Raw genomic sequence first — 22,689 nt, 5'->3', positions numbered from 1 at the left:
AAAGTCAAAAATACCATTGACCTACTAAAAGACCAAATTTGCCAATATCTTCGCAACCCGGTTTCTCCGATATTTTCTTACCATACTCTTCATCGCAGCATCGGCCACGAACCCACGGCATGTCGGCCGCTCAGGGTCACGGGTGCTGGGACTCTCTTCATCACCGGAGCCTCGCATGAACCTCGAGAAATTCCCGCGCCATTCGCTCACTTTCGGCCCGACGCCGATCCAGCCACTGCCCCGTCTGAGCCAGCATCTGGGCGGCAAGGTCGCGCTGTATGCGAAACGCGAAGACTGCAACAGCGGGCTGGCGTTTGGCGGCAACAAGACGCGCAAGCTCGAATACCTGATTCCCGAAGCATTGACGCAGGGGTGCGACACGCTGGTGTCGATCGGCGGAATCCAGTCGAATCAGACTCGCCAGGTGGCGGCCGTCGCCGCGCATCTGGGGATGAAGTGCGTGCTCGTGCAGGAAAACTGGGTGAACTACTCAGATGCCGTCTATGACCGCGTGGGTAACATCCAGATGTCGCGCATCATGGGCGCGGATGTGCGTCTCGTGTCCGACGGCTTCGATATCGGCTTTCGCAAAAGCTGGGAAGACGCGCTGGAAAGCGTACGCGCCGCAGGCGGCAAGCCGTACGCGATTCCCGCCGGCTGCTCGGATCATCCGTTGGGCGGTCTCGGCTTCGTGGGCTTCGCTGAGGAAGTCCGGCAGCAGGAAGCGGAACTGGGCTTCAAGTTCGACTATATCGTCGTGTGCTCGGTGACCGGCAGCACGCAAGCAGGCATGGTGGTGGGCTTCGCCGCCGATGGCCGCGCCGACCGCGTGATCGGTATCGACGCGTCGGCCAAGCCCACGCAAACGCGCGAGCAGATCTTTCGGATTGCCAGGCAGACGGCCGAGCAGGTCGAACTGGGGCGTGACATCGTCGCGAAGGATATCGTCCTCGACGAACGCTACGGCGGCCCGGAATATGGTCTGCCGAATGAAGGCACCATGGAAGCCATTCGTTTGTGCGCAAAGCTCGAAGGTGTCCTGACCGATCCCGTCTACGAAGGCAAGTCGATGCAAGGCATGATCGACAAGGTACGGCTCGGCGAGTTTCCCGCCGGTTCGAAGGTGCTCTATGCGCATCTGGGCGGTGTGCCGGCGTTGAACGGCTATAGCTTCCTGTTCCGCAACGGTTGACAGGAATCCTGACGGCAATCCACGCGCTCAAGGGCGACGGAGAACGGTATGCGAACCCATGTCGAATTACGGACCACGCGTTGGCTCTGGCATCGGGAGCCGTCGCGCCTCACGCAGGTTTGCATCATGACTGACGCCACCGTGCCGCGCGATTTCGAACAGCAGTTGTCCACGCGGCTAGGCAACGCGCCACAGGTCGCGTGGCTGCATCTGAGCGATCCTGCCGTGACGCATGGCGAATGGTTGACCTCACGTGAACAGGCTCAGCACCATGCGCGCAGCCCGGAAGACCCGCTGGAACAGGCCATCGATCCGCTCCCGCGCGACAGCCGCCTGCTGCTCTGCTCAGAAGATCTGGCCGGGCTGGAGTGGCTAGGCGGCGTGCTCGGCCAGCAGGTTTTCTTCGCTCACTACCGTCCAGAAGCCGAGCCCGAGACGCAACTCGATGCCATCATCGCCACCGTGGAAGAAGTCCTGCGCGCCTCGTTGACGGAAAAGTGGGGCGATAGTTACTAGGCAGCCGCGTGTGCCCTCATGTGCGCCCGTGTGCGCGCTACATGCAGCGCGCGGCTGGGTGCCCGCGTTCAAACCTCTTCGGTACCGAGATGTGCCTTGAGCGCATCGATAAACACGCGCACCTTGGGCGCCGGATACCGTGCCGATGGGAACAGCGCATGAATGCCCGCTGCCGGCGTCGACCACTCCGGCAGCAGCCGCACCAGTCGGCCCGCCGCGACATCCTCCTCGATCGAAAAGTCCGTCAGCGCCGCGACGCCGCCGCCCGCGAGCGTCGCCGCCCGGCATGCCGGCGCGGTGTCGGCAAGAAATCCCCCCTTGAAGCGCACCGTCTGCTTGCGGCCGCGGCCGTTTTCCAGCGAGACCGTCAGCGGTTTGGCCAACACCGCCATGCCGACATACGGCAACTCGGTCAATGCGGCAAACGTTGACGGCATGCCCCAGGTCTCAACGAACCCGGGACTGGCGACCAGCCAGCGCGAGTAGCTGCCAATCTTCACGGCCCGATGACTCGAATCGGCCAGCCGTCCTACACGGATTGCGACGTCGATACCTTCCGCCAGCAGATTTACCAGCCGGTCGTTCGATACCAGTTCGATGTTGAGTTCCGGATGCTGCCACCGCAGCGCCACCAGCGTGGGCGCAACCACGATGGTGCCGTAATCGACCGGCGTGGCGACGCGCAGCGTGCCCCGCAACGCCGTGCCGCCCTGTTCGACCGCCTGGAGCGCTGCGTCAGCAATGCTCAGGATGAGCCGGCTCGCTTCGTAAAACGCTCTGCCCGCCTCGGTGACGCTCACATGCCGCGTGGTGCGCACCAGCAGGCTGGCCCCCACTTCCGCCTCGAGCCGCTGCATGTGCGTGCTGACCATGGTTTTCGCGAGCCCCAGCCGGTCGGCCGCCGCTGTCAGGGAGCCCGCCTCGATCACCGCCGCAAAAACCGCCAGCCGGTTGAGATTCACGTCGCTCGCGCTAGCCATTTGATTGTCCACTTTGAGAGGATAGAGTAACCACGATTATCCGTCTTCTCAGACCCTTGGGTGAGGCATAAGCTGAGTGAACTTACCGATGATCCCATTTGCCCCAAAGGCCCACTCCATGTCCTCATCCAAGCCCGCCCAGCCGATCCGCCTGCACACGACCCTGCTGTCCGGTCACGGCCACCGCGTCAAGCAGTTCCTGACGATGCTCGAGTTGCCGTTCACCACGATCGAACTGAACATGGCAGCCGGCGACAACCGCAAGCCCGCGCACCTTGCGCTCAATCCGCTTGGCGAAGTCCCGGTGATCGAAGACGGAGAGATCGTGCTGAGCGACTCGAATGCGATCCTGGTGTACCTCGCGCGCAAATATGCCGATCCGTCGTGGCTGCCGCAAGATCCGCTCGGCGCGGCCGCGGTGCAACGCTGGCTGTCGCTCGCCGCAGGCAAAATCGCCTACGGCCCGTGCACGGCGCGCCTCGTTACCGTGTTCGGCGCGCCGCACAACCTGGAAACCGCGCAAAAGATCGCGGTGAACCTGTTCAAGGTGATCGAGGACGAGTTGCGCGACAAGCCCTTCGCAGTGGGTCAGACGCCGACGATCGCCGACATTGCCGCGCATTCGTATATCGCCCATGCGCCCGAAGGCGGCATTTCGCTCGAACCGTACCCGCATATTCGCGCGTGGCTCAAGCGTATCGAAGCGCTGCCGCGTTTTCTGCCCATGCCCACCAGCAAGGCTGGGCTGCTCGCTGAGACCGAATAGTCCAGCACAGTCCGCTTCAGCACCGTTGCGGCTTCATCACCGTTTCGTTTAGCGAGTCCATCATGTCGACCCCTGCTCCTGCGCCCGGCTGGCGCGCCGCCGAATCCCCCTTTCACGCCGGCGAGCTTGCCGTGCAGGAGCGTGTGGGTGTGCGGGAGCGAATGAGCGTCGACGCACGGCGCGGGATTCGCGACTACATGCCGGACCAGCATCGGAAGTTCTACGCGGAACAACCGTTCATGGTGCTGAGCGGAGTGGATGCGACTGGACAGCCGTGGGCCACAGTGCGCGTCGGCGAACCGGGATTTGTGTCGACGCCGGATGAGCGGACCTTGCGCATCGCCGGACGCGGTCTGCCGGGCGATCCGCTCGCCGCGGCGTGGCAAGTCGGCGCGCTGGTCGGCGGACTCGGCATCCAGCCAGCCACGCGGCGGCGCAACCGCGTCAATGGCGTGGTTAGCGCAATGAATGACGGAGTCCTGACGATAAACGTCAGCCAGAGCTACGGCAATTGCGCGAAGTACATCCAGAGCCGCGCGCCCACTTTCGTGGCATCCGCGTCTGAAGGAAGCGCCGTGCAGGAAACGTACGCCGAACTCAGCGACGCCGACCGCGCACTGCTTGCGCGTGCCGACACCTTCTTCATTGCCAGCGCCAACACTTCCCGCGACGCCGGTCTCGCGCGCGGCGCCGATGTATCGCACCGCGGCGGCAAGCCCGGCTTCATTCGCGTCGACGACGCGCGCACCCTGACCACGCCTGAATTCGCCGGCAACCTGTTCTTCAACACGACAGGCAACCTGACACAGGATCCACGCGCAGGTCTGCTGGTGATCGACTTCGAAAGCGGCGATCTGCTGTATCTCGCCGTGGATGCCGAGATCATCTGGGATGGCGCCGAGCTTGCATCGTTTGAAGGTGCTGAGCGGCTCATGCGCTTTCATGTGCGCGAAGTCCGGCGCAGCGCGCACGTGTTGCCGTTTCGCTGGTCGGCCGTGCAGTACGCGCCGCAACTTGCGCGGATGGGAAGTTGGCAGGCGCAAGGAGCGGGAGATCTGGCCGCCGTCCCCGACTCGACGACGGTGCCGACTTTGACGGCAGGCGGCTGGCGCAAGATGAAGGTGGTCGACGTCCGCGAAGAAACGTCTTCGGCCCGCTCGTTCTATCTGCAAACCGTTGATGGCGCCGCGCTGCCCCACTTCGAACCCGGCCAGTTCCTGCCTATCCGCTTGCACGTGCCTGGGCTCGCCGCGCCGCTGATTCGCACCTACACACTCTCCGACGCGCATCACGGACGGCACTATCGCATCACCGTCAAGCGCGAAGGCCCGGCATCTGCGTGGCTGCATGAGCAGATCAAGCCCGGCATGGAAATCGAAACCAGGCTGCCGGGTGGCGCGTTCAAGCTCGAGCGCGGCAATCGGCGCCCGGTTGTTCTGCTGTCCGCCGGCATTGGCATCACGCCGATGATCGCGATGTTGAACAGCCTGCTTGCCGATATCAACGAACAGGCGCAACCCGAGCACATCTATTTCATTCACGGCGCGCGGTCCTCGAACGAACACCCGTTCGCCGATGTGCTCAAGGCCGCCGGGCAGGCGCATCCGAACCTGTCGGTGTATTTGCGTGACAGCCAGGCCACCGAGCCCGATGGAACGATTGCTTCGCACTCCGTGGGAAGAGTCGACGTCGACTTTCTGAAGCGCGTATTGCCGTTCGGCGACTATAACTTTTATCTGTGCGGTCCTGGCGCGTTCATGCAGGATCTCTATAACGGCCTGCGCGCGCTCAACATCGCGGACGAGCGGATTCGTTTCGAGGCGTTTGGACCGGCGAGCGTCACGCGTGGCGCAAACGCTGCGGTTGTGCAGCTAGCGGAGGATAGTCAGGTCGCCGAAGTTGCGCCGGTCGCGGCGGCGCGAGATCCCGAGCGGTTGTCGAAAGTCGTCTTCATGCAGACGAAACGCGACGCGATGTGGTCGAAGGAAGACGGAACCCTGCTCGACTTCGCCGAAGCGCAGGGCTTGACGCCGCCGTCGCTTTGCCGATCAGGGGCATGCGGCACCTGTTCGACCCGCGTACTGTCCGGCGAGGTCAGTTACCCGATCCCGTGCGACTTCGAGGCCGAGCCGGGTCATGCGTTGATCTGCTCGGCGATACCGGCGCGGACCGGCAACGGCGAAGCGTCCACAGTCGTTCTGGACCTGTAGCGATCAGGCAGATTGCAGAGAAAGCAGGGAGTGGACCAACCCTCGGCGCTTACTGCGGGCGGCGATGCGCTTCAGCGACGATCGCGCACGTTTGCAGATGCAGCTGCAATGCACGGCGGGCGACGGCTGCAACGCGGGCAAGCCAGCTGCTGGCGGCGGAAGTAGAAGTCGTGGTGACGTGGCTCATGGCAAGTTCCTGCTCGGGTTTAGGTTAACTACCTAGGTAATAACCCTATTATAGATGAGTTTTGCGGCGGCGCAACAAAACAAAATCTATTCGAGACAGGACTCGGAGCAGCATTTCTTACATCCAGATAACACAACAATCACAGAAAAATCTGATTTAAGCCTCCAGACTTACCCCAATCCGCTCGCATGTCTTTTGCGTTGCATCAATCCCGTCAATGCCCCATCCGGCAGTCCTCTCCGGGCATTTCAGCCCTATCTGAGTGATCGCGCCGCACCAATTCCTCTCCTTGACTCTGACGATCCGCCCTGCTGTACTAAATAAACCAAAGTGATTTAGTCGAAAACCAGCCCACCCTGTGTTACCCAGCGCAGCCAGTGAAGCTACGAGAGGCGCCCGCAGCGCCCTTGCATTATTGAATCGACCGCAGTCCACAACGTCGTCAATTATCCGGAGGAGCATCCCATGAATCTGAAATCCCGCAGGCATCCCGTCGTCCGTCGCATGGTTACCCTATGCGTCGCAGCATCCGCCGTGTGGTGCGCCAGCGCCGCGCAGGCGGCCGACCAGGCCGTCGTCGGCCTGATCACCAAGACCGATACGAACCCGTTCTTCGTAAAGATGCGCCAGGGCGCAGACGCCGCCGCGCAGAAGGACGGCGCCAAGCTGCTGACGGCCGCCGGCAAGTTCGACGGCGACAACGCGAGCCAGGTCACCGCGATCGAAAACATGATGACGGCGGGCGCCAAGGCGATTCTGATCACGCCGAGCGATACCAAGGCCATCGTGCCGAGCATCAAGAAAGCCCGCGCCGCCGGCGTGATGGTGATCGCACTCGATACGCCGACCGACCCGCAAGATGCCACGGACGCCCTCTTCGCCACCGACAACTTCAAGGCCGGCGTCCTGATTGGCCAGTACGCGAAGGCGGCGATGGGCGGCAAGCCGGCCAAGATCGCCACGCTCGACCTGGCGCCTGGCGTCTCCGTAGGCGTGCTGCGCCATAACGGGTTCCTGCAGGGTTTCGGCGTCAAGGAAGGCGACCCGGCCATCGTCTGTAGCCAGGACACGCGCGGCGACCAGTCGAAGGGACAAACGGCGATGGAGAACTGCCTGCAGAAATCGCCAGGCATCAACGTGGTCTACACGATCAACGAACCGGCTGCGGCGGGGGCGTATCGCGCGCTCAAGGCGGCAGGCAAGGACAAGGACGTGATGATCGTATCGATCGACGGCGGTTGTGAAGGTGTCCGTAACGTCAAGGCCGGCGCCATTGCCGCGACGTCGCAGCAGTATCCGCTGAAGATGGCGGCACTCGGTGTGGATGCAGGCGCCGAGTATGCGAAGACCGGCAAGAAAGCATCGGGCTACCACGACACCGGCGTCACGCTCATCACCGACAAGGCGATGAACGGCGTCGACAGTAAAGACACCACCTTTGGTCTCGCCAACTGCTGGGGTCAATAAGCATTACCAGGTAAGTGGGGGACCCGTCCATGGGTCTCCCACGGATTTACCGCGTGGCCCCTGAGTCACGCGCCAGCATCGAGGATACTCATCATGTCGACACCCTCTGCACCGGCCGGCGGCCACCGCCCCTTTTCCGAGCGTCTGCCTTCGCTCGCCGAAATCGGTCCACTCATTGCGCTCGTGCTTGCCTGTGCGTTCTTTATCTCGCAGAGTAACCGCTTCCTGTCGTTCCAGAACCTCTCGCTGATTCTTCAGCAGACCATGGTGGTCGCCGTGATTGCGATCGGCCAGACGCTCATCGTCCTGACGAGCGGCATCGATCTGTCCTGCGGCATGGTGATGGCGTTCGGCTCGATCGTCATGACCAAGTTTGCGGTCAATCTCGGCGTGCCGCCGATCCTTGCGATCTTTTGCGGCATTGCGGCCAGCGCCCTGTTCGGCGCATTGAACGGAGTCCTGATTACGCGCATCAAACTGCCCGCGTTCATCGTCACGCTCGGCACGCTGAATATCGCCTTCGCCCTCACGCAGATCTACTCGAATGCGGAGAGCGTGTCGAATCTGCCCGATGCGATGATGTTCCTCGGCAACACCTTCAGCATCGGCCCCGCTCAGGTGACCTACGGCACCGTGTTGACGCTGCTGATGTATCTGGGTACGTGGTTCGTGTTGCGCGACACCGTGCCCGGCCGGCACCTGTACGCGCTCGGCAATAACGCCGAAGCCGCGCGTTTGATGGGCCTGTCGTCGACGCGCATCCTGCTCACCGTCTACACGCTGGCCGGAGCCATCTACGGTATCGCCGCCCTGTTGTCGGTCTCGCGCACGGGTGTGGGCGATCCCCAAGCCGGGCAAACCGAAAACCTCGACAGCATTACCGCGGTGGTGCTCGGCGGCACCAGTCTGTTTGGCGGCCGAGGATCGATTGTGGGGACCTTGCTCGGCGCGCTGATCGTGGGCGTGTTCCGCAACGGTTTGACGTTGATCGGCGTGTCTTCGGTGTACCAGGTATTGATCACCGGCATGCTGGTCATTCTCGCTGTCGCTGCCGACAAGCTGTCCCACCGCGGCGCTCGATGAGCCATCAGGAGTCTGTCATGTCTACACCTCAAGCTACTGCTACTGCGACGCCTGTGCTGCAGGCCCGCGGACTCATCAAACGCTACGGACAGGTCACGGCCCTCGACGGCTGCGATTTCGAAGTGATGCCCGGCGAAATCATGGCCGTCATCGGCGACAACGGCGCCGGCAAGTCGTCATTGATCAAGGCGCTCTCCGGCGCCACGGTGCCCGACGAAGGCGACATGCTGCTGGATGGCAAGCCGGTCAAATTCCGTAGCCCGCTCGATGCGCGTGAACAAGGCATCGAAACCGTTTATCAGGACCTCGCGGTGGCGCCCGCCATGAGCATCGCCGAAAACCTGTTTCTGGCGCGCGAACTGGTCAAACCCGGCTGGCGCGGTTCGATCTTCAAGATGATCGACAAGCGCCGCATGCTGGAAGAGGCCACTGCGCATATGAAGGGTCTGCAGATCGGCATCCGTTCGATGCGTCAGGCGGTGGAAACGCTCTCCGGCGGACAGCGCCAGGGTGTCGCCGTGGCGCGTAGCGCGGCATTCGCGCGCCACGTCGTGATTCTCGACGAGCCAACTGCCGCACTCGGTGTGAAGGAAGGCAACATGGTGCTCGAATTGATCCGGCGCGTGCGCGACCGCGGCCTGCCGGTGATCCTGATCAGCCACAACATGCCGCACGTGTTCGAGATTGCCGACCGCATTCACATCCAGCGGCTGGGACGGCGCGCGGCCCTCGTCAATACCAAGGACATCCACATGTCCGAGGCCGTTGCCATCATGACCGGCGCCAAGGAAGCGGACGTCAAGGCCATCGCATGATGCACGTTCCCTGCTGACGGGCGCTCACGATGGATACCACCGGCACCCGCTCGCCGCTCAAACGCACGGTCGGCTCGAATCAGGTCGGCATGCGGCAATTCAACGAGCGGATCGTGCTGCAGGCGATCCGCTTGCACGGTCCGCTTGCCAAGGCCGAAGTCAGCCGGTTAACGCGTCTGTCGATGCAGACCGTTTCGATGATCGTCGACCGCCTGATCGACGATGGTTTGCTGGCACGGCAGCCGCGCGTGCGCGGGCGTATCGGTCAGCCCTCGGTGCCGATTGCATTGCGGCCCGAAGGGGCGTATACGATCGGCATCAAGGTCGGGCGCCGCAGCCTCGATGTGCTCGCCATGGATTTCGTGGGACACGTGTGCAGCCGCGATGTACTCGAGTATGCGTATCCCGACCCGCGAGTGCTGTTTCCCGCGCTCGAAAGCAAGCTCGCGCGCATCAACGAAACGCTCGGTGAGCGCGCAAAACAGGTGGTCGGCGTGGGCGTCGCCGCCCCGTTATGGCTGGGCGGCTGGCGAGATTTTCTGGGTGCACCGCCGGACGCACTCGAAGCGTGGCACGACATCGATATACGCGCCCGTATCGCGGCCATGACGGGACTGCCCGTCGAGTTCGCCAAAGACACAACTGCCGCCTGCGCCGCAGAACTCGTGATGGGCCAGGGCCGCGGCATCCATAACTTTCTCTATCTGTTTGTGGGAACGTTCATTGGCGGCGGCATGGTGATCGATGGGCGGCTGCATGGCGGCCCACACAATAACGCAGGGGCCGTCGGCTCGATTCCGCTGGCCGGTGGTGTCGTGGGGCAGCAAGCTGGGCTTCCGGCCAAGCACAAATTGGCGCGTCAGCTACTTCATGCGGCGTCTGGCTTTGTGCTCGAACAACTGCTCAGCGATGCGGGTGCGCCGGCCGCCGCCGCCCACGATCATCGCGCGTTGACGCCGGAGTGGTGGCGTGTGACCGAACAGTGGCTCGATACCGCATGCCCGGCGATTGCCGGCGCGCTCATCAACGCGACCGCCCTGCTCGATCTCGAAGCGGTGGTGATAGACGGTGAACTCGATCGCCAACTGGTGCGTGAGATCATTCGCCGTACTGAGCGTGTGCTGGATGGTTTCGAATGGGAAGGCATGGTGCGTCCGCAATTGCTGGAAGGCACCATCGGCGCGGACGCCCGCGCCATGGGCGGGGCGATTCTGCCGCTCTATGCGCACTTTGCGCCTGTGCATGAGCTGTTTCTCAAGCCGGCTACGGAGGCGGGGTATTGAGGCGAAGTTTGCCGTGCGGTCAGGCCAGAGCCCCACTCAACTCCGCTTCACCCCAGCCGCACCCGGCGCAGCCGGCGCCTTCGGTTGATCAAGCAACGGCTGCAACGCAGGCGCCAGCGACTTCAACAACTGCACCGACATCGCACTCGTAAAGTCATACCGTGCCGCATAAGGCTCGTGAACATAAGCCGTCAGCGTTCCATAAAACCGGTCGCCCATCATGAACACGAAGGTCGCACTGCGATTGACCTTGCGCGACTCGATCAGCCGTCCGCCTTTCGCCCACACTTCGAAGCGTTGATCGCCCGTGCCGGTTTTGCCATACACCGGCAGCGTCTTGCCGTCGGGGAAAGTCATGCCGTCCGCGAGCCGTTTGGCCGTGCCGCCCTGCACGACATCGCTCAACATCCCATGCACGACATTGACGATTTGCGGCGACAACTGCGTCTGCGGTGCGACCGTCGCACGCACAAAGTGCGTTTCGTAAGGCGTATCTTTAGCGAAATCGAGTTGCGCGATGCTTTCAGTCGGCACCTTGTCGCCGCCGTTGGCGATCACCCCCATCAGTTGCGCGAGCGCTGCCGGCCGGTCACCGGATGCGCCAATTGCCGCCGCGTACGAAGGCGTCAGATTGGCGAACGGATAGCCGAGCGCCTGCCACGACTTGTCGATTGCCGCGTAGGCGTGCAGTTCAATCATGCGTTTGATACGGCGATCCTGAGTGGCGTGATAGCGCGTTTTGAATAGCCACGAATACGTCGACACCCGCACATCGTGGCTCGCGTCCTGAACCTGGTCGAGGGTGGAGTCCGGGTGCTCGCGCAGATAGTTGACCAGCCACAACTCCAGCGGATGCACGCACGAAATATAGCCGCGGTCGTTCAGATTGAAACGGTCCATGCTGTATTTCGTATAGAGCTTCGCAAGATCGTCGTCGGTGAGCCACTGCGCCGGCGTGTTCTTGAGCTGCTCGCGCATCTGCGTATCGAACCAACCCTGCGCGCCATTGGGCGCGACGCTGCGCAACACCGTGGCGATCTTCGGCGGCGACTTATGCACGGTGCGCAACATCACGGCCAACGCTTCATCAGGCGTCTTGCCGTGATATTTCGTGTAGAAGCGCTTCATATACACGCGGCTTTCCTGATCGGCGAAGCGGCTTAGATAAAGCTGGCGCGCAGCGGGATCGTCGAGCCATTGCGTCGACGGCCCGGAGGTCTGAATCATTTCGTAACGCACGATATCGCGCATCAGGCGCACAAACACCAGATTCACCGAATGCTGGAAGGCGCGGTGCACCGTCAGGATCTGACTGTTATCGCTCGACTCAAAATTGGTGAAGGTCTGCGCACCACCGCCGGTGTAAAACGTTTCGCCTGCGCTAGCCGAGTATTTTCGCTCCACCGCGGCATCGAGCATGGCTTGCAGCGAATGATCCGGCGTTTTGATCAGGTAATCGAGCGCCCAACGCGTCAGCACGTCCTGCGGATCGGGCTGGACGCGCTTCAGGTCCGCGACGCTTAGCGATGCATAACGATCGTGTAGATCAGTGACGATCTGCAGATACGTGATGACCGTACGCAGTTTCGCGGTAGAGCCGAGATTCAGGCGCGAGCCCGAATTGATATCGAACGGTTCGTTGACGCTGTCCGTCTGCACGCGCACGAGATTCGCACCATCGTGCCGTTCATACAGCGTCAGGCTGTAAGTGATCTTTGAAGGATCGTCACCGGGACGCAGCATTTCAAAGCCGAAAAGTCCCGCTGCCTGGGCGCCGTCCTTGGTACCCGCGGCCGCGAGCCGTTCGCTCACCGCCTGCTGAACGGCGCTATTCAACGTGCCGGTAGCCTGCAGGTCGAGCCGGTCGAGTTCATAAAAGCTTCTCATACCGAGTGCGTCCAACAGATGCGCGCGCATCGAGGTCACCGCCTTGCGGCTGATGAACGAATCATTTGCCTGCCTAACCGGCGTGGGATTCAGCGCGATTTTCGCATTCAGCGCCGCGTCGCGCAGCGAGGTGGAAATTACGCCGCCCGTTGCGAGGAGCCGCAAATAGCTGTCCGTCATGCGTTGCAGTTCGGCGTATCCGTGATGCAGAAAGTACGACGGTGCGCGCTGCGCAATCATCAGCGAGAGCACCTGCCGGAACGCCAGCGCCTGTTCGGTCAGATTGTCGGCCGAGGATGGCGCGTTCAGAAGCGTGTTGATCTCGCCGAAGTCGCGTCCGTACCACGCCGCCAGTCCGTCGCCCATGCCGTTGATCTCGCCGCCGCCAGGTTGCGCCGAGAGCGGCACCGAATTCAGGTACTGAACGACGATTTCGCGCCGCGCCGGCATGGTCTGCGGTCCATCCAGATAAGCGCGCACCGAAGCGGACGCGATTTGCCGCAGCTTTTCCGGCGGCGACGCGGTACGGCCATCCGGCGAGTGACGGAATTTTTCGATCTGGGTCGCGAGCGTACTACCGCCAGGTTGCAACTGATGGTGGTTGAATATCCGCACGCCCTGATCGAGCAGCGCGTGGCCAAACCGGCCCCAATCGAGTGCCGGATTGCGGTTGGGCTGATTGGGATCGAGTAATTCGCGGTCCTCGATAAACAGCAGCGAGTTCACGACGACCGGCGGAATCGCCTCGAAGCTGCCGTAAATCCGCCGCGGATACGTGGCGTCGAAAAGTGGCGCGCCGGTGCCGTCGAACAGTTTCAGGCCGGCCTGATCTTTCTCCCGATACGGCAGAAACAAACCTTCGTCGCTGAGCGCGAGCATGCGCTCGGAATCGCGCGCTTGCGAGGCCACCGCGAAACCGCGCGCGCTCAGACGTTGCTGAAACGAAGGCAGCAACGAATAGCCGAGCCGTTCGTCGTAGGGGCCGTTGGTGGGGAAGCGGATATTGGGGCTCGCACCCTCTGCCAGCGTGAAATCGACATCACGTGTCAGTTCGGACAAATAGCGCGCCTGCAGGCGGGAGGTTTCAATCTCGATCTGGCAAAGCTTTGCCAGAATTGCCAGCGCCACCAGCAAGGCTGCGACTAGCGACCATTTGAACCACCTCCATGCGGAAGCACCGCCGGCAGTACGAGGCGGAAATCGAACGAGTGGCCGATTCATGGAAGGATCTCCCTGGCAGGCACGCATCCGACAATCAGGCCTGCATCTGGCCCAGTGTAGCCCGGATCGCGAAAACCTACCGGCTACTGAAATCCCGCACAGTCTCGCGCCAGCAACACCGTTTCAGCAAGTCGTGGCGCAGCGGCGAGCGAAATGAGATATTGGGCGTTTCGGCGCCAGGATCATCAGCATCCCTACACACGCCAGTGCGCCCCCCCGCCTCTCACGCCGCCATTTTCCGCTCGCGTAACAGCCGCACGAATGCCTCGGCAGGTGGCGACAGCACACCGCCTTTGCGCGACACAATGCCGAACGTTTGTGACTGCGACTTGAGTTTGACCGGCAGGATTCGCAGCATTTTGTGCTTCACGAACAGTTCCGCAATGCCGGTCGGCAAGACCGATACCAGATCCGCGGCCTGCTGAAGCAACGCGACTGTCACAAAGGTCGACGCGGTCGAAATCGGACTCACGGGCATGTTCAGTCCGGCCAGATCCATTTCGCGCTCCAGCAGCGCGTGCAGCGGCATATGACTGGGATAGGTCACCCAGCGGTGTGCGGCCAGATCGCGCAGGCTCACATTCTTGCGCGACATGGGCGGATGGCTCGCACCCACCACCACGGAGAGCGGCTCGTCGCCCAACGACTGGTATTGATAGCGGGAAGGATCGGCGCTGACCGCGGCCCGTCCGATCACCAGGTCGAGGCGGCCCTCGTCCAGTTGCAGCAGCATCCGAGCGCTCGTGTCTTCGACAATCTCGATCGCGAGATTCGGCTGGCTCGCATGCAGCGTGTTGAGCACCGGCACCACGGCGTCGGGAATCGCGCCCATGATCGCGCCGATTGCCAGACGCCCGCCCCGCCCCGAGCGGATTTCCGCAATGTCCTGGCACAGCGAGGTGAGGTCCGTCGCCATCAGCCGCGCATAGCGGATCACGCAATGCCCGAACTGGTTCGCGATCATGCCGTTTTTCGAGCGCTCGAAAAGCGGTGCTTCCAGCATGGATTCCAGTTCCTGCAGCGCCTTGCTCGCCGCCGATTGCGTCATAGCCATCGTGCCCGCCGCCTTGTGCAGGGACTTGTGATCGTCGAGCGCAATCAGCAATTGCAACTGCTTCATGCGCAGGCGCGATAGCAGCACGTTCAAGGTATTTTTCATGTGAGTCGTAAAAGCGATCACCGGATGGAAACAATTCACTATACAGGCTGGAGCGGGGCGTCGTATAGTCGAAGCCGGAGACAATCAGGACACCCTGCCGGGCGCGTGCACCACGCGGTTATTGCTGCAGTTTGCCTTGAGCCATAGCGTCAACCGTTCGTCATTCAATCCTAAGCAAACCGAACCATCATGAATCAAGCCATCAGCCAGACTACTTATCGCGGCGTGTTTCCCGTTGCGCCGACCATTTTCGACGACGAAGGACGTCTCGATCTCGAAGGCCAGAAGCGCTGCATCGACTTCATGATCGACGCGGGTTCGAACGGCTTGTGCATTCTCGCGAATTTTTCCGAGCAGTTCGCCCTCTCCGACGACGAACGCAGCACCTTGATGCGTGTGGTGCTCGAGCACGTTGCGGGCCGGGTGCCCGTGATCGTCACGACCACGCATTTCAGCTCCCACGTATGTGCCGCGCGCAGCCGCGCGGCGCAGGATGCGGGCGCGGCGATGGTGATGGTGATGCCGCCGTATCACGGCGCGACGATCCGGGTCGGCGAGCGTGGCATCTATGAGTTCTACAAGAAGGTTTCCGACGCGATCGATATTCCGATCATGATCCAGGACGCGCCGGTGGCGGGCACGGCCCTGTCGGCACCGTTTCTCGCGCGGATGGCGCGCGAACTCAGCAATGTGTCGTACTTCAAGATCGAAGTGCCGCAGGCCGCGGCCAAGCTGCGCGAGTTGATCGAACTGGGCGGCGAGTCCATCGTCGGTCCGTGGGACGGCGAAGAAGCCATCACGCTGATGGCCGATCTGGATGCAGGCGCAACCGGTGCAATGACGGGCGGCGGCTATCCCGACGGCATCCGTCTGATCGTCGACGCTTACGCGGCCGGCGACACGGAACTGGCAGCGTCCCACTATCAGCGCTGGCTGCCGCTCATCAACTACGAGAATCGCCAGGGCGGTCTTGCCACGCCCAAGGCATTAATGAAAGCGGGCGGTGTCATCAAGTCCGATGCGGTCCGTCATCCGCTGCTGCCGATGCATCCCGCGACCCGTGAAGGCCTCCTGACGATTGCCCGACGCCTCGACCCGGTCGTCCTGAGCTGGGGCAAGTAAGTCCGGCGCGTCAGGTCGACGCCGCCAGTGCTCATTCCGGTCAAGCCAGTCTTCATGTTTGAATGACTGGCTTGACCTCACTGCCGAATGAGTCTTCCCAATACTGCCTGACTGCCATTGCGCCGGACGTTTGCTGTCCCGCCTGGCGCGAAGCCATGTCCGGCACCTGCTCGAGCCGGACCACAGCGCTGGTCACCACCGCTACCCCCGTCCTCCCTACCCTGCGCCCGGTCGTCGGAAAACACCCCGTCGCCTGACGCAGACTTGCCTATTCCGCCTTATACGCAGACTCCACCAAAGCGGATGCAGGCGCGCGCAAAAAACCCCGATATAACCGCGGACGGAAATTGAGTAACATAGGACCGCATCCCCTCACTCACTTGTCCATGACCGCCCACTCTCGAGAACTCACGCCGGAAACGCTCACCGCGCTCCTCGAACGCGTTGCCAAAGAGGACGCTGCCGCACTGCGGGAGCTATATGATGCGGCTGCGCCGAAACTGTTTGGCCTTGCGCTCCGTATATTGACCAAGCACGAGTGGGCCGAAGAGGTCCTGCAAGACAGTTTCGTCAACATCTGGCGTTTCGCGGGCGACTACCGGCGCGGTTTGTCGGCGCCCATGACGTGGATGTCGGCGATCGTACGCAATCGTGCGCTCGACCACCTGCGACGGGTGAACACGCAGGAAACAGAATGGAGTGAGGCGTTGGACGATCTTGTGGCCACGGGAGACCCCGATCCGGAAACACTCTCAGCCGTCAGCCTGCAGGCACGGTTGCTGGACGGGTGTATGCAGCAGCTCGAACCGGCGCAGCGTCAGGCGGTCGCGCTGGCGTATCTGCGCGACCAGAGCCATAGCGAGATTGCCGACACGCTCACCGTGCCGCTTGGCACGGTCAAGTCGTGGATCCGGCGCGGCCTCGCCAAACTGAAAAGCTGCCTCGGTGGGGGTCTCTGATGAACTTGCATCGGTATCCTCAACTGGTGGACCTGCTCGCAGCCGAATACGCGCTCGGCACCTTGCGTGGCGGCGCACGGCGACGGCTGCAAATGTATGCGGAACATGACGTCGTCATTCGCGACTCGCTGGATGAGTGGCAACAGCGGCTCGCGCCTTTGGCCGAACTCGTGCCGCCGCGCATGCCGTCGGCGGCGGTCTGGGAAGCCATCGAGCAGCGCCTCGGCATCGTCCTGGGACGGGTCACGGCACCGACCCGCGAGCCCGTGCCGCCACCTCAGGCGCCCAGCCCGGCTCGCCCGGCGCGCGGCCGGCTGGACAACCTCGCTTTCTGGCGCGGCTGGGCCATCGGCGTGACGGTTGTCGCGGCGATCGCCGTGTTCGTCGCCGTACGCTCGCTCTTGCCGTTCGGAGCGACCACGCCGGAGCCCGCGCAGACCGTCGCGCAGGAACCCGCGGCCGAGGTATCGCATGTGGCGGTGCTCAACGACAAGAACGCCCAGCCGATCATGCTGGTGGCGTGGGACGAAACCCATTCGACCATGACGCTGCACCGGCTCGGCGACGTCCAGCTGCCACCCGACCGGGCGATGCAGTTGTGGGGCATCCCCGCCAGCGGCCATCCGGTCTCGCTCGGCGTGTTGCCCAACAGCGGCAACGGCAAGGTCAGCGCCGCAGCGCAACGGCCGGAAAGCTACGCGGCGCTGGCGATTTCGATCGAACCGCCGAACGGCTCGCCGAATCCGAATGGCCCGAGTGGCCCAGTGGTATTCAGCGGCAAACTGTTGCCGGTATCCTGAACTCAACATATGACGCCGGCGCCTGCCAGAGAAACAGCAGGTGCCGGCCCCCTCACTCTTATGATGCAAAGCTTTTACGAAGCCACCGTGCTTCGGCCCGAACGGGCCCGCTTGTCCGGCAAGCGTGCCGCTGACGTGTGCATTATCGGCGGCGGCCTTGCGGGGCTGTCGACCGCGCTCGGCCTCGTCGAGCGCGGTGTGCGCGATGTGGTCGTCCTCGAGGCGCAGCAGGTGGGCTTCGGTGCATCCGGGCGCAATGGCGGCTTCGTGTTCGGCGGCTACAGCCTCGACTGCGCCGACCTGCTCAAGATTCTCGGCGCGGCGCGCGCCCGCGAGCTCTACACGCTGACGACCGACGCCGTCGCCCTGATGCGACAGCGCATTACGCGCTATGGCATCGAATGCGACGCGACCCACGCGGGCGTCATCCTCGCCAACTGGTTCGATGAACCCGCCCGGCTCGACACGCAGCGCCGTCTGATGAAAGAGTCGTTCGGCGTCGACTGGGAGCCGGTTGCGGCGGATACGCTCGCCACGCAACTCAAAACGAGCCGCTATCACGGCGGGCTGCTCGAGCGCAACGCGTTCCACTTTCATCCGCTGAAGTATGTGCTCGGCGTCGGCGCGGCCGTCGCCGCGGCGGGCGCGCAGATCTACGAGCACTCGCCGGTCGTACGGCTGCAGCGGCAAGGCAGCGGTTTTCTGGTCGAAACCGCCGAAGGTGCCGTCGAGGCGCGCCGGGTCGTGATGGCGGGCGGCGGCTACGCGCGCAACGTCTATCCCCGCGTCGAGCGCGCGGTGCTGCCGATCGCCACGTACGTGATGGCCACCGAACCGCTAGGCGCGCGTCTGAAAGAAGCGATCGGCACCGAGGCCGCGATCTACGACACCCGCTTCGCCTTCGACTACTATCGCCCGCTGCCCGATACCCGCATCCTGTGGGGCGGACGCATCTCGGTGCTGAACCGCGAACCGCAAGCCATTGCGCGGCTGCTGCGGCGCGATCTGCTGAAGGTCTATCCGCAGCTGCACGACGTGCAGATCGAGCACGCGTGGGGCGGCCTGATGAGCTACGCGCGGCACAAGATGCCGCAAATCGGTCAGAGCGCCGACGGCGTCTGGTATGCGGTCGGCTTTGGCGGCCATGGCATGGCACCCACCACGGTGTCCGGCGAACTGCTGGCAGCGGCGCTCGCCGGCGAGCGTCCGGTGCCGGAAGCCTTCGGCGCATTTGGTCTGACGCATACCTTCGGCACGCTCGGACTCGCTGCGGCCCAGTTGACCTACACCACGATGCAGGCCCGCGATGCGCTCGCCGCGCGCCGCCGCGCACCGTCCTGAACCGGCACGTCACGCATACGCCCGACCGAGCGGCCTGGCCGCACGCGATACGTCCGGCGAGGCCGCCAGACAAGCGGCCCACGCCACGCAGACGGTCAATTTCGACATGCTAGAATGCGCCGTCATCGCCGCTGAAATACACAATGAAAAAGGGAAGCAAGGCCGCCGCGCCGGATCAAAGCGGCATCCCGTCTGAACCTCGGCGCGGCGACTCCCGCCGCAAGTACGATCCGGAAGAGACGAAGCGCAACATCCTCGAAGTCGCTACCCAGGAATTCTCCGCCATGGGGCTGGCCGGCGCGCGCGTGGACGCGATCGCCGAGCGCACCAATACCACCAAGCGCATGCTGTACTACTACTTCGAGAGCAAGGAAGGGTTGTACCAGGCGGTGCTGGAAAAGGTGTACACGGACATTCGCGTACTCGAACAGGACCTGCACGTCAGCGAACTCGACCCCGCTGAAGGCATGCGCAAGCTGGTGGAATTCACCTTCGACTATCACGACCGACATCGCGATTTCGTGCGGCTCATCACCATCGAAAACATTCACGGTGCGAAGTTCGTCGAGCAGTTGAAGACCTTCAAGAATAGCAACGCGAGTGCGATCCACACCATCGAAGATCTGCTGGCGCGCGGCATCGCGAGCGGGCAGTTCCGCAGCGACGTGGATGCCATCGATCTGCACCTGCTCATCAGTTCGATGTGCTTTCACCGCATCGGCAATCGCCATACGTTCGGCACGGCTTTTGGCCGCGATCCGTCGCATCCACGGCTGCGCGCGCGGCACCGCGCGATGATCGTCGATGCGGTCATGCGTTTCCTGCGTAACGAAGCCTGATATCCCGCCCATTAAAAAACGCCTGCGAGCCATCAGGTTCGCAGGCGTTTTTGTTTAGGTTTGCTTCGCTTCTTCTAGTGTCGTTTCATCGCACGCGCAGGCTCAATCGGTCAGCACGATCCGCTTGATATCGCCGACGATGAAGATGTACGACAGCGCGCCAATCAACGCGATCACGCCGATGAACACCAGCGCGCCGACAAACGAACCGGTCCACGCCACGATCAGACCCACTGCGAGCGGCGTGATGATGCCGGCGAGATTCGCGGCGAAGTTGAAGATGCCGCCGGTCACACCGAGCAAGCCGTCCGGTGCGATATCCGACACGAGCGTCCAGCCGAGTGCCGCCATGCCCTGCGCAAAAAACGCCCCCGACAGAATCACGATCACCGTCACATTGCTCTCGACATAGTTGGCAAGAATGATCGTCGAGGCGAGCAGCAGGCCGGCGATGATCGGCAGCTTGCGCGCCACGTTGGGTGAAACCCCTTTCCGCAGCAGCCAGTCCGAAAACGTGCCGCCGAACATCACGCCGATCGACGCAGCGATAAACGGCATGATCGCGAAGAAGCCAATCTTGAGCCAGCCCATGTGACGCTCGGTGGCCAGATAGGTCGGGAACCACGTGAGGAAGAACACCAGCGTCGAATTGCCCGCGAACTGGCCGAGACAGATGCCGCTCAACTGGCGATGCTTGAGCAAGCGGCCAATGGTGCGCCACTCGAAGCCGCCCGACTTCTCCTTCGCTTCGCCAGGTGCCGTCTTGCGGTGCGTCAGGCCACCGCCCGCCTCGATATATTCGAGTTCCGCGGCATTGGCGGCCGGATGATCGCGCGGCTCGCGATAGCAGAACCACCAGACGAGACCGAACACCAGACCCACCGCGCCCACGACGTAGAACAGCGAACGCCAGCCGAACGCGCCCATCAGCGCAAACAGGAACGGGCTGAAGAACGCCAGACCGATGTATTCGCCGACGGTGTAGGTGCCTGTCGCCATGGCCCGTTCGTTTTGCGGGAACCAGGTGGCCACGACGCGGCTATTGGTCGGAAAGCACGGCGATTCCGCCACACCCAGCCCGAGCCGCAACGCAAACAACGGCGCGATGCCATGCACCAACCCTTGCGCGAGCGTGAACAGCGACCAGAACGTCATCGCCAGAAAATATGTGACCTTGCTGCCGAAGCGGTCGAGAAACAGGCCGCCCGGAATCTGAGAGGCCACATAGCTCCAGGAAAACACCGAGAACATCAGCCCCATCAGCGCGGCGTTGATGCCGAGTTCCCTGGTCAATTGCGGCGCCGCGATGCCTAGCACCGTGCGGTCGAGATAGTTGATCATCGTGCCGATTGCGAGCAGCGCGAGGATCCGGTAACGCGCCTTGGAACGGCGCACGCCGGTTGCGGCGGCGCCAGCCGGGAGCGCATTCTGCTCCGGCAGATCGGATGGGGTGGGATGAATCGGATGCGGCATGTCTGTCTCCTCCATGTGTATTGGATGTGCTGCGCGACGCTTCTATTCGCGCGGCAACAGCGACTGGAAGTGCGCGAACATCCGCTCGGCATCCGGCTCCAGTCCGGTAAAAATGCGGAACGCGTCGACCGCCTGAAACACCGCCATGCCGCCGCCGCTGAGCGTGCGGCACCCCGCCGCCTCGGCTGCCTGCAGCAAAGCGGTGCGGATCGGGAAGTAGACGATGTCGGCCACCCACAGGTGGCTGTGCAGCAACTCCGCAGGCAAGGGCATGCCGGGCAGCTTGGCCATGCCGGTGGGCGTGGCGTGAATCAGGCCGTTGGCTGGCGCCACCGCATCGGCCAGCGACTCGCCGGCCTGCACGGTGGAAGCGGGAAAGCGCTGCTGCAGTTCGTCGGCGAGAATGCGCGCGCGGCCCGCGTCGACGTCGAATAGCGTCAGCGTTTGTGTGCCCATCATCAGCGCCGCGTGCGCAACCGCCGCGCCCGCGCCGCCGGCGCCAAGCTGGACGACGCGTTCGAGTGCCACGTCCGGCAAGCCGCGCTGAAAGGCGCGGGCGAATCCCGACCAATCGGTGTTGTGGCCGATGCGTTTGCCGTCTTTCAGGAGCACCGTGTTGACCGCGCCTAGTGCGCGTGCGTCGTCGGACAGTTCATCGAGCAACGGAATGATCTGCTGCTTGCACGGATACGTGACGTTCAGGCCGTTGTAGCCCATGCGCTCGGCTGCAAGGAGAAGGTCCGGCAACGCGGCGACGTCGACCTTGAGCGCATCCAAATCGATGCGGCGATACACGTACGGCAGGCCGAGCTGGCTACCCTCTTCCTCATGCATCGACGGCGTGAGCGAGCCGCCAATGCCCGAGCCGATCAAGCCCACCAGATACGATGGCTTCTTCGCGGGCGTGCTCATTTTGCAGTCCTCGCTTTCAGAAGCGTCGCCATCCGCTCCAGCGCCAGCACGTAGCCCTGCGTGCCGCAGCCGATGATGACCGCTTCAGCAATGGCCGACACATACGAATGGTGCCGGAATGCTTCACGGCGATGCACATTCGAAATGTGAACTTCAATCACCGGCTTGTCGATCGCGCTCAATGCGTCGGCGATTGCCACCGACGTATGCGTGAAAGCAGCGGGATTGATGACCACGCCGTCCACCTTCGTACGGGCCGCGTGCAGCCAGTCGATCAATTGATGCTCGGCGTTGGACTGGCAGAAATCGAGCACCAGGTCGAGCCGTTCTGCTGCATTGCGGCACATCTGCGCGACGTCATCGAGCGTTTCCGAGCCGTAGATAGCCGGCTCGCGCGTGCCGAGCAGGTTGAGATTGGGTCCGTTCAGGACCAGCACCGAGGCGAAACTCATTGCGGCCACTCCATAAAATTCGGGC

Annotated in this window: 20 protein-coding genes; 13 read left to right on the top strand and 7 right to left on the bottom strand. The window is 62.9% G+C overall.

Features of this window, described 5'->3' with window-relative positions:
• Window positions 1-175 precede the first annotated feature (175 nt).
• Window positions 176-1,192 (top strand): 1-aminocyclopropane-1-carboxylate deaminase, encoded by a 1,017-nt coding sequence (locus tag P3T43_RS20185; protein WP_429282804.1) that lies wholly within the window; start codon window positions 176-178, stop codon window positions 1,190-1,192.
• A gap of 48 nt (window positions 1,193-1,240) precedes the next feature.
• A complete protein-coding gene (locus P3T43_RS20180; protein ID WP_429282803.1) occupies window positions 1,241-1,708 on the top strand; it encodes a hypothetical protein in 468 nt (155 codons plus the stop codon).
• Between the two features lie 68 nt (window positions 1,709-1,776).
• Here P3T43_RS20180 and P3T43_RS20175 read toward each other — a convergent pair whose 3' ends face one another.
• Window positions 1,777-2,688: a LysR family transcriptional regulator gene (locus tag P3T43_RS20175; RefSeq protein WP_429282802.1), complete on the bottom strand. Its 912-nt coding sequence runs from the start codon at window positions 2,686-2,688 to the stop codon at window positions 1,777-1,779.
• 118 nt (window positions 2,689-2,806) lie between these two features.
• On the opposite strand from P3T43_RS20175, the gene P3T43_RS20170 reads away from it, so the two are divergent.
• Together P3T43_RS20170 and P3T43_RS20165 are read left to right on the top strand one after the other, a co-directional pair.
• Window positions 2,807-3,454 carry a glutathione S-transferase family protein gene (locus tag P3T43_RS20170; protein ID WP_429282801.1) on the top strand — a complete coding sequence of 216 codons (648 nt, stop codon included), beginning with the start codon at window positions 2,807-2,809 and terminating at the stop codon, window positions 3,452-3,454.
• Window positions 3,455-3,516: 62 nt separating this feature from the next.
• On the top strand, window positions 3,517-5,664 hold the full coding sequence (locus tag P3T43_RS20165; RefSeq protein ID WP_429282800.1) for a pyridoxamine 5'-phosphate oxidase family protein: 2,148 nt from the start codon (window positions 3,517-3,519) through the stop codon (window positions 5,662-5,664).
• 49 nt (window positions 5,665-5,713) lie between these two features.
• Here P3T43_RS20165 and P3T43_RS20160 read toward each other — a convergent pair whose 3' ends face one another.
• Window positions 5,714-5,851, bottom strand: coding sequence for a hypothetical protein (locus tag P3T43_RS20160; protein ID WP_429282799.1), 138 nt, complete (start codon window positions 5,849-5,851; stop codon window positions 5,714-5,716).
• Window positions 5,852-6,316: 465 nt separating this feature from the next.
• Between P3T43_RS20160 and P3T43_RS20155 the strand changes: the two genes are divergently transcribed.
• The 4 genes from P3T43_RS20155 (at window position 6,317) to P3T43_RS20140 (ending at window position 10,499) form a co-directional block, all read left to right on the top strand.
• The gene (locus tag P3T43_RS20155) at window positions 6,317-7,318 is read left to right on the top strand and encodes a sugar ABC transporter substrate-binding protein (protein WP_429282798.1); all 1,002 of its coding nucleotides are present in this window, start codon (window positions 6,317-6,319) and stop codon (window positions 7,316-7,318) included.
• A gap of 93 nt (window positions 7,319-7,411) precedes the next feature.
• Window positions 7,412-8,401 (top strand): ABC transporter permease, encoded by a 990-nt coding sequence (locus P3T43_RS20150; protein WP_429282797.1) that lies wholly within the window; start codon window positions 7,412-7,414, stop codon window positions 8,399-8,401.
• Window positions 8,402-8,418: 17 nt separating this feature from the next.
• Window positions 8,419-9,216 (top strand): ATP-binding cassette domain-containing protein, encoded by a 798-nt coding sequence (locus tag P3T43_RS20145; RefSeq protein ID WP_429282796.1) that lies wholly within the window; start codon window positions 8,419-8,421, stop codon window positions 9,214-9,216.
• A gap of 29 nt (window positions 9,217-9,245) precedes the next feature.
• A complete protein-coding gene (locus tag P3T43_RS20140; protein ID WP_429282795.1) occupies window positions 9,246-10,499 on the top strand; it encodes an ROK family transcriptional regulator in 1,254 nt (417 codons plus the stop codon).
• A gap of 36 nt (window positions 10,500-10,535) precedes the next feature.
• Here the strand turns inward: P3T43_RS20140 and P3T43_RS20135 are convergent, their stop codons facing one another.
• On the bottom strand, window positions 10,536-13,607 hold the full coding sequence (locus P3T43_RS20135) for a transglycosylase domain-containing protein (protein ID WP_429282794.1): 3,072 nt from the start codon (window positions 13,605-13,607) through the stop codon (window positions 10,536-10,538).
• A gap of 223 nt (window positions 13,608-13,830) precedes the next feature.
• The gene (locus tag P3T43_RS20130; protein ID WP_429282793.1) at window positions 13,831-14,766 is read right to left on the bottom strand and encodes a LysR family transcriptional regulator; all 936 of its coding nucleotides are present in this window, start codon (window positions 14,764-14,766) and stop codon (window positions 13,831-13,833) included.
• A 189-nt stretch (window positions 14,767-14,955) separates the two neighbouring features.
• Here P3T43_RS20130 and P3T43_RS20125 point away from each other — a divergent pair, with 189 nt between their 5' ends.
• The 5 genes from P3T43_RS20125 (at window position 14,956) to P3T43_RS20105 (ending at window position 19,827) form a co-directional block, all read left to right on the top strand.
• On the top strand, window positions 14,956-15,888 hold the full coding sequence (locus tag P3T43_RS20125; RefSeq protein WP_429282792.1) for a dihydrodipicolinate synthase family protein: 933 nt from the start codon (window positions 14,956-14,958) through the stop codon (window positions 15,886-15,888).
• Between the two features lie 386 nt (window positions 15,889-16,274).
• Complete coding sequence (locus P3T43_RS20120) at window positions 16,275-16,847, top strand: sigma-70 family RNA polymerase sigma factor (protein WP_429282791.1); 573 nt, start codon at window positions 16,275-16,277, stop codon at window positions 16,845-16,847.
• Window positions 16,847-17,647 carry an anti-sigma factor gene (locus tag P3T43_RS20115; protein WP_429282790.1) on the top strand — a complete coding sequence of 267 codons (801 nt, stop codon included), beginning with the start codon at window positions 16,847-16,849 and terminating at the stop codon, window positions 17,645-17,647. Before P3T43_RS20120 ends, P3T43_RS20115 begins: the two co-directional genes overlap by 1 nt.
• Window positions 17,648-17,710: 63 nt before the next feature.
• Window positions 17,711-18,988, top strand: a complete 1,278-nt coding sequence (locus tag P3T43_RS20110) for an NAD(P)/FAD-dependent oxidoreductase (protein ID WP_429282851.1) — start codon at window positions 17,711-17,713, stop codon at window positions 18,986-18,988.
• A gap of 143 nt (window positions 18,989-19,131) precedes the next feature.
• Window positions 19,132-19,827 (top strand): TetR family transcriptional regulator, encoded by a 696-nt coding sequence (locus P3T43_RS20105; protein ID WP_429282789.1) that lies wholly within the window; start codon window positions 19,132-19,134, stop codon window positions 19,825-19,827.
• Window positions 19,828-19,929: 102 nt separating this feature from the next.
• On the opposite strand, the gene P3T43_RS20100 is transcribed toward P3T43_RS20105, so the two are convergent.
• From P3T43_RS20100 to aroQ, 3 genes are read right to left on the bottom strand one after another with little or no spacing between them, the layout of a single operon-like run.
• The gene (locus tag P3T43_RS20100; RefSeq protein WP_429282788.1) at window positions 19,930-21,300 is read right to left on the bottom strand and encodes an MFS transporter; all 1,371 of its coding nucleotides are present in this window, start codon (window positions 21,298-21,300) and stop codon (window positions 19,930-19,932) included.
• A 42-nt stretch (window positions 21,301-21,342) separates the two neighbouring features.
• Entirely contained in the window at window positions 21,343-22,212 is an 870-nt protein-coding gene (locus P3T43_RS20095; RefSeq protein ID WP_429282787.1) for a shikimate dehydrogenase, read from the bottom strand.
• Window positions 22,209-22,664 (bottom strand): type II 3-dehydroquinate dehydratase, encoded by a 456-nt coding sequence (aroQ, locus tag P3T43_RS20090; protein ID WP_429282786.1) that lies wholly within the window; start codon window positions 22,662-22,664, stop codon window positions 22,209-22,211. The genes P3T43_RS20095 and aroQ overlap by 4 nt, the downstream gene beginning before the upstream one ends.
• Between the last annotated feature and the right edge of the window lie 25 nt (window positions 22,665-22,689).

Origin of the sequence: Paraburkholderia sp. GAS41 (assembly GCF_050436545.1) — a bacterium.
GTDB lineage: Bacteria > Pseudomonadota > Gammaproteobacteria > Burkholderiales > Burkholderiaceae > Paraburkholderia.
Note: the sequence above shows the minus strand (reverse complement) of the source record. Positions and strands in the feature narration are given on the sequence as shown.

Coding starts and splice junctions, on each gene's coding strand:
- P3T43_RS20185 (WP_429282804.1), top strand. CDS start 176: ATGAACCTCGAGAAATTCCCGCGCCATTCGCTCACTTTCGGCCCGACG.
- P3T43_RS20180 (WP_429282803.1), top strand. CDS start 1,241: ATGCGAACCCATGTCGAATTACGGACCACGCGTTGGCTCTGGCATCGG.
- P3T43_RS20175 (WP_429282802.1), bottom strand. CDS start 2,688: ATGGCTAGCGCGAGCGACGTGAATCTCAACCGGCTGGCGGTTTTTGCG.
- P3T43_RS20170 (WP_429282801.1), top strand. CDS start 2,807: ATGTCCTCATCCAAGCCCGCCCAGCCGATCCGCCTGCACACGACCCTG.
- P3T43_RS20165 (WP_429282800.1), top strand. CDS start 3,517: ATGTCGACCCCTGCTCCTGCGCCCGGCTGGCGCGCCGCCGAATCCCCC.
- P3T43_RS20160 (WP_429282799.1), bottom strand. CDS start 5,851: ATGAGCCACGTCACCACGACTTCTACTTCCGCCGCCAGCAGCTGGCTT.
- P3T43_RS20155 (WP_429282798.1), top strand. CDS start 6,317: ATGAATCTGAAATCCCGCAGGCATCCCGTCGTCCGTCGCATGGTTACC.
- P3T43_RS20150 (WP_429282797.1), top strand. CDS start 7,412: ATGTCGACACCCTCTGCACCGGCCGGCGGCCACCGCCCCTTTTCCGAG.
- P3T43_RS20145 (WP_429282796.1), top strand. CDS start 8,419: ATGTCTACACCTCAAGCTACTGCTACTGCGACGCCTGTGCTGCAGGCC.
- P3T43_RS20140 (WP_429282795.1), top strand. CDS start 9,246: ATGGATACCACCGGCACCCGCTCGCCGCTCAAACGCACGGTCGGCTCG.
- P3T43_RS20135 (WP_429282794.1), bottom strand. CDS start 13,607: ATGAATCGGCCACTCGTTCGATTTCCGCCTCGTACTGCCGGCGGTGCT.
- P3T43_RS20130 (WP_429282793.1), bottom strand. CDS start 14,766: ATGAAAAATACCTTGAACGTGCTGCTATCGCGCCTGCGCATGAAGCAG.
- P3T43_RS20125 (WP_429282792.1), top strand. CDS start 14,956: ATGAATCAAGCCATCAGCCAGACTACTTATCGCGGCGTGTTTCCCGTT.
- P3T43_RS20120 (WP_429282791.1), top strand. CDS start 16,275: ATGACCGCCCACTCTCGAGAACTCACGCCGGAAACGCTCACCGCGCTC.
- P3T43_RS20115 (WP_429282790.1), top strand. CDS start 16,847: ATGAACTTGCATCGGTATCCTCAACTGGTGGACCTGCTCGCAGCCGAA.
- P3T43_RS20110 (WP_429282851.1), top strand. CDS start 17,711: ATGCAAAGCTTTTACGAAGCCACCGTGCTTCGGCCCGAACGGGCCCGC.
- P3T43_RS20105 (WP_429282789.1), top strand. CDS start 19,132: ATGAAAAAGGGAAGCAAGGCCGCCGCGCCGGATCAAAGCGGCATCCCG.
- P3T43_RS20100 (WP_429282788.1), bottom strand. CDS start 21,300: ATGCCGCATCCGATTCATCCCACCCCATCCGATCTGCCGGAGCAGAAT.
- P3T43_RS20095 (WP_429282787.1), bottom strand. CDS start 22,212: ATGAGCACGCCCGCGAAGAAGCCATCGTATCTGGTGGGCTTGATCGGC.
- aroQ (WP_429282786.1), bottom strand. CDS start 22,664: ATGAGTTTCGCCTCGGTGCTGGTCCTGAACGGACCCAATCTCAACCTG.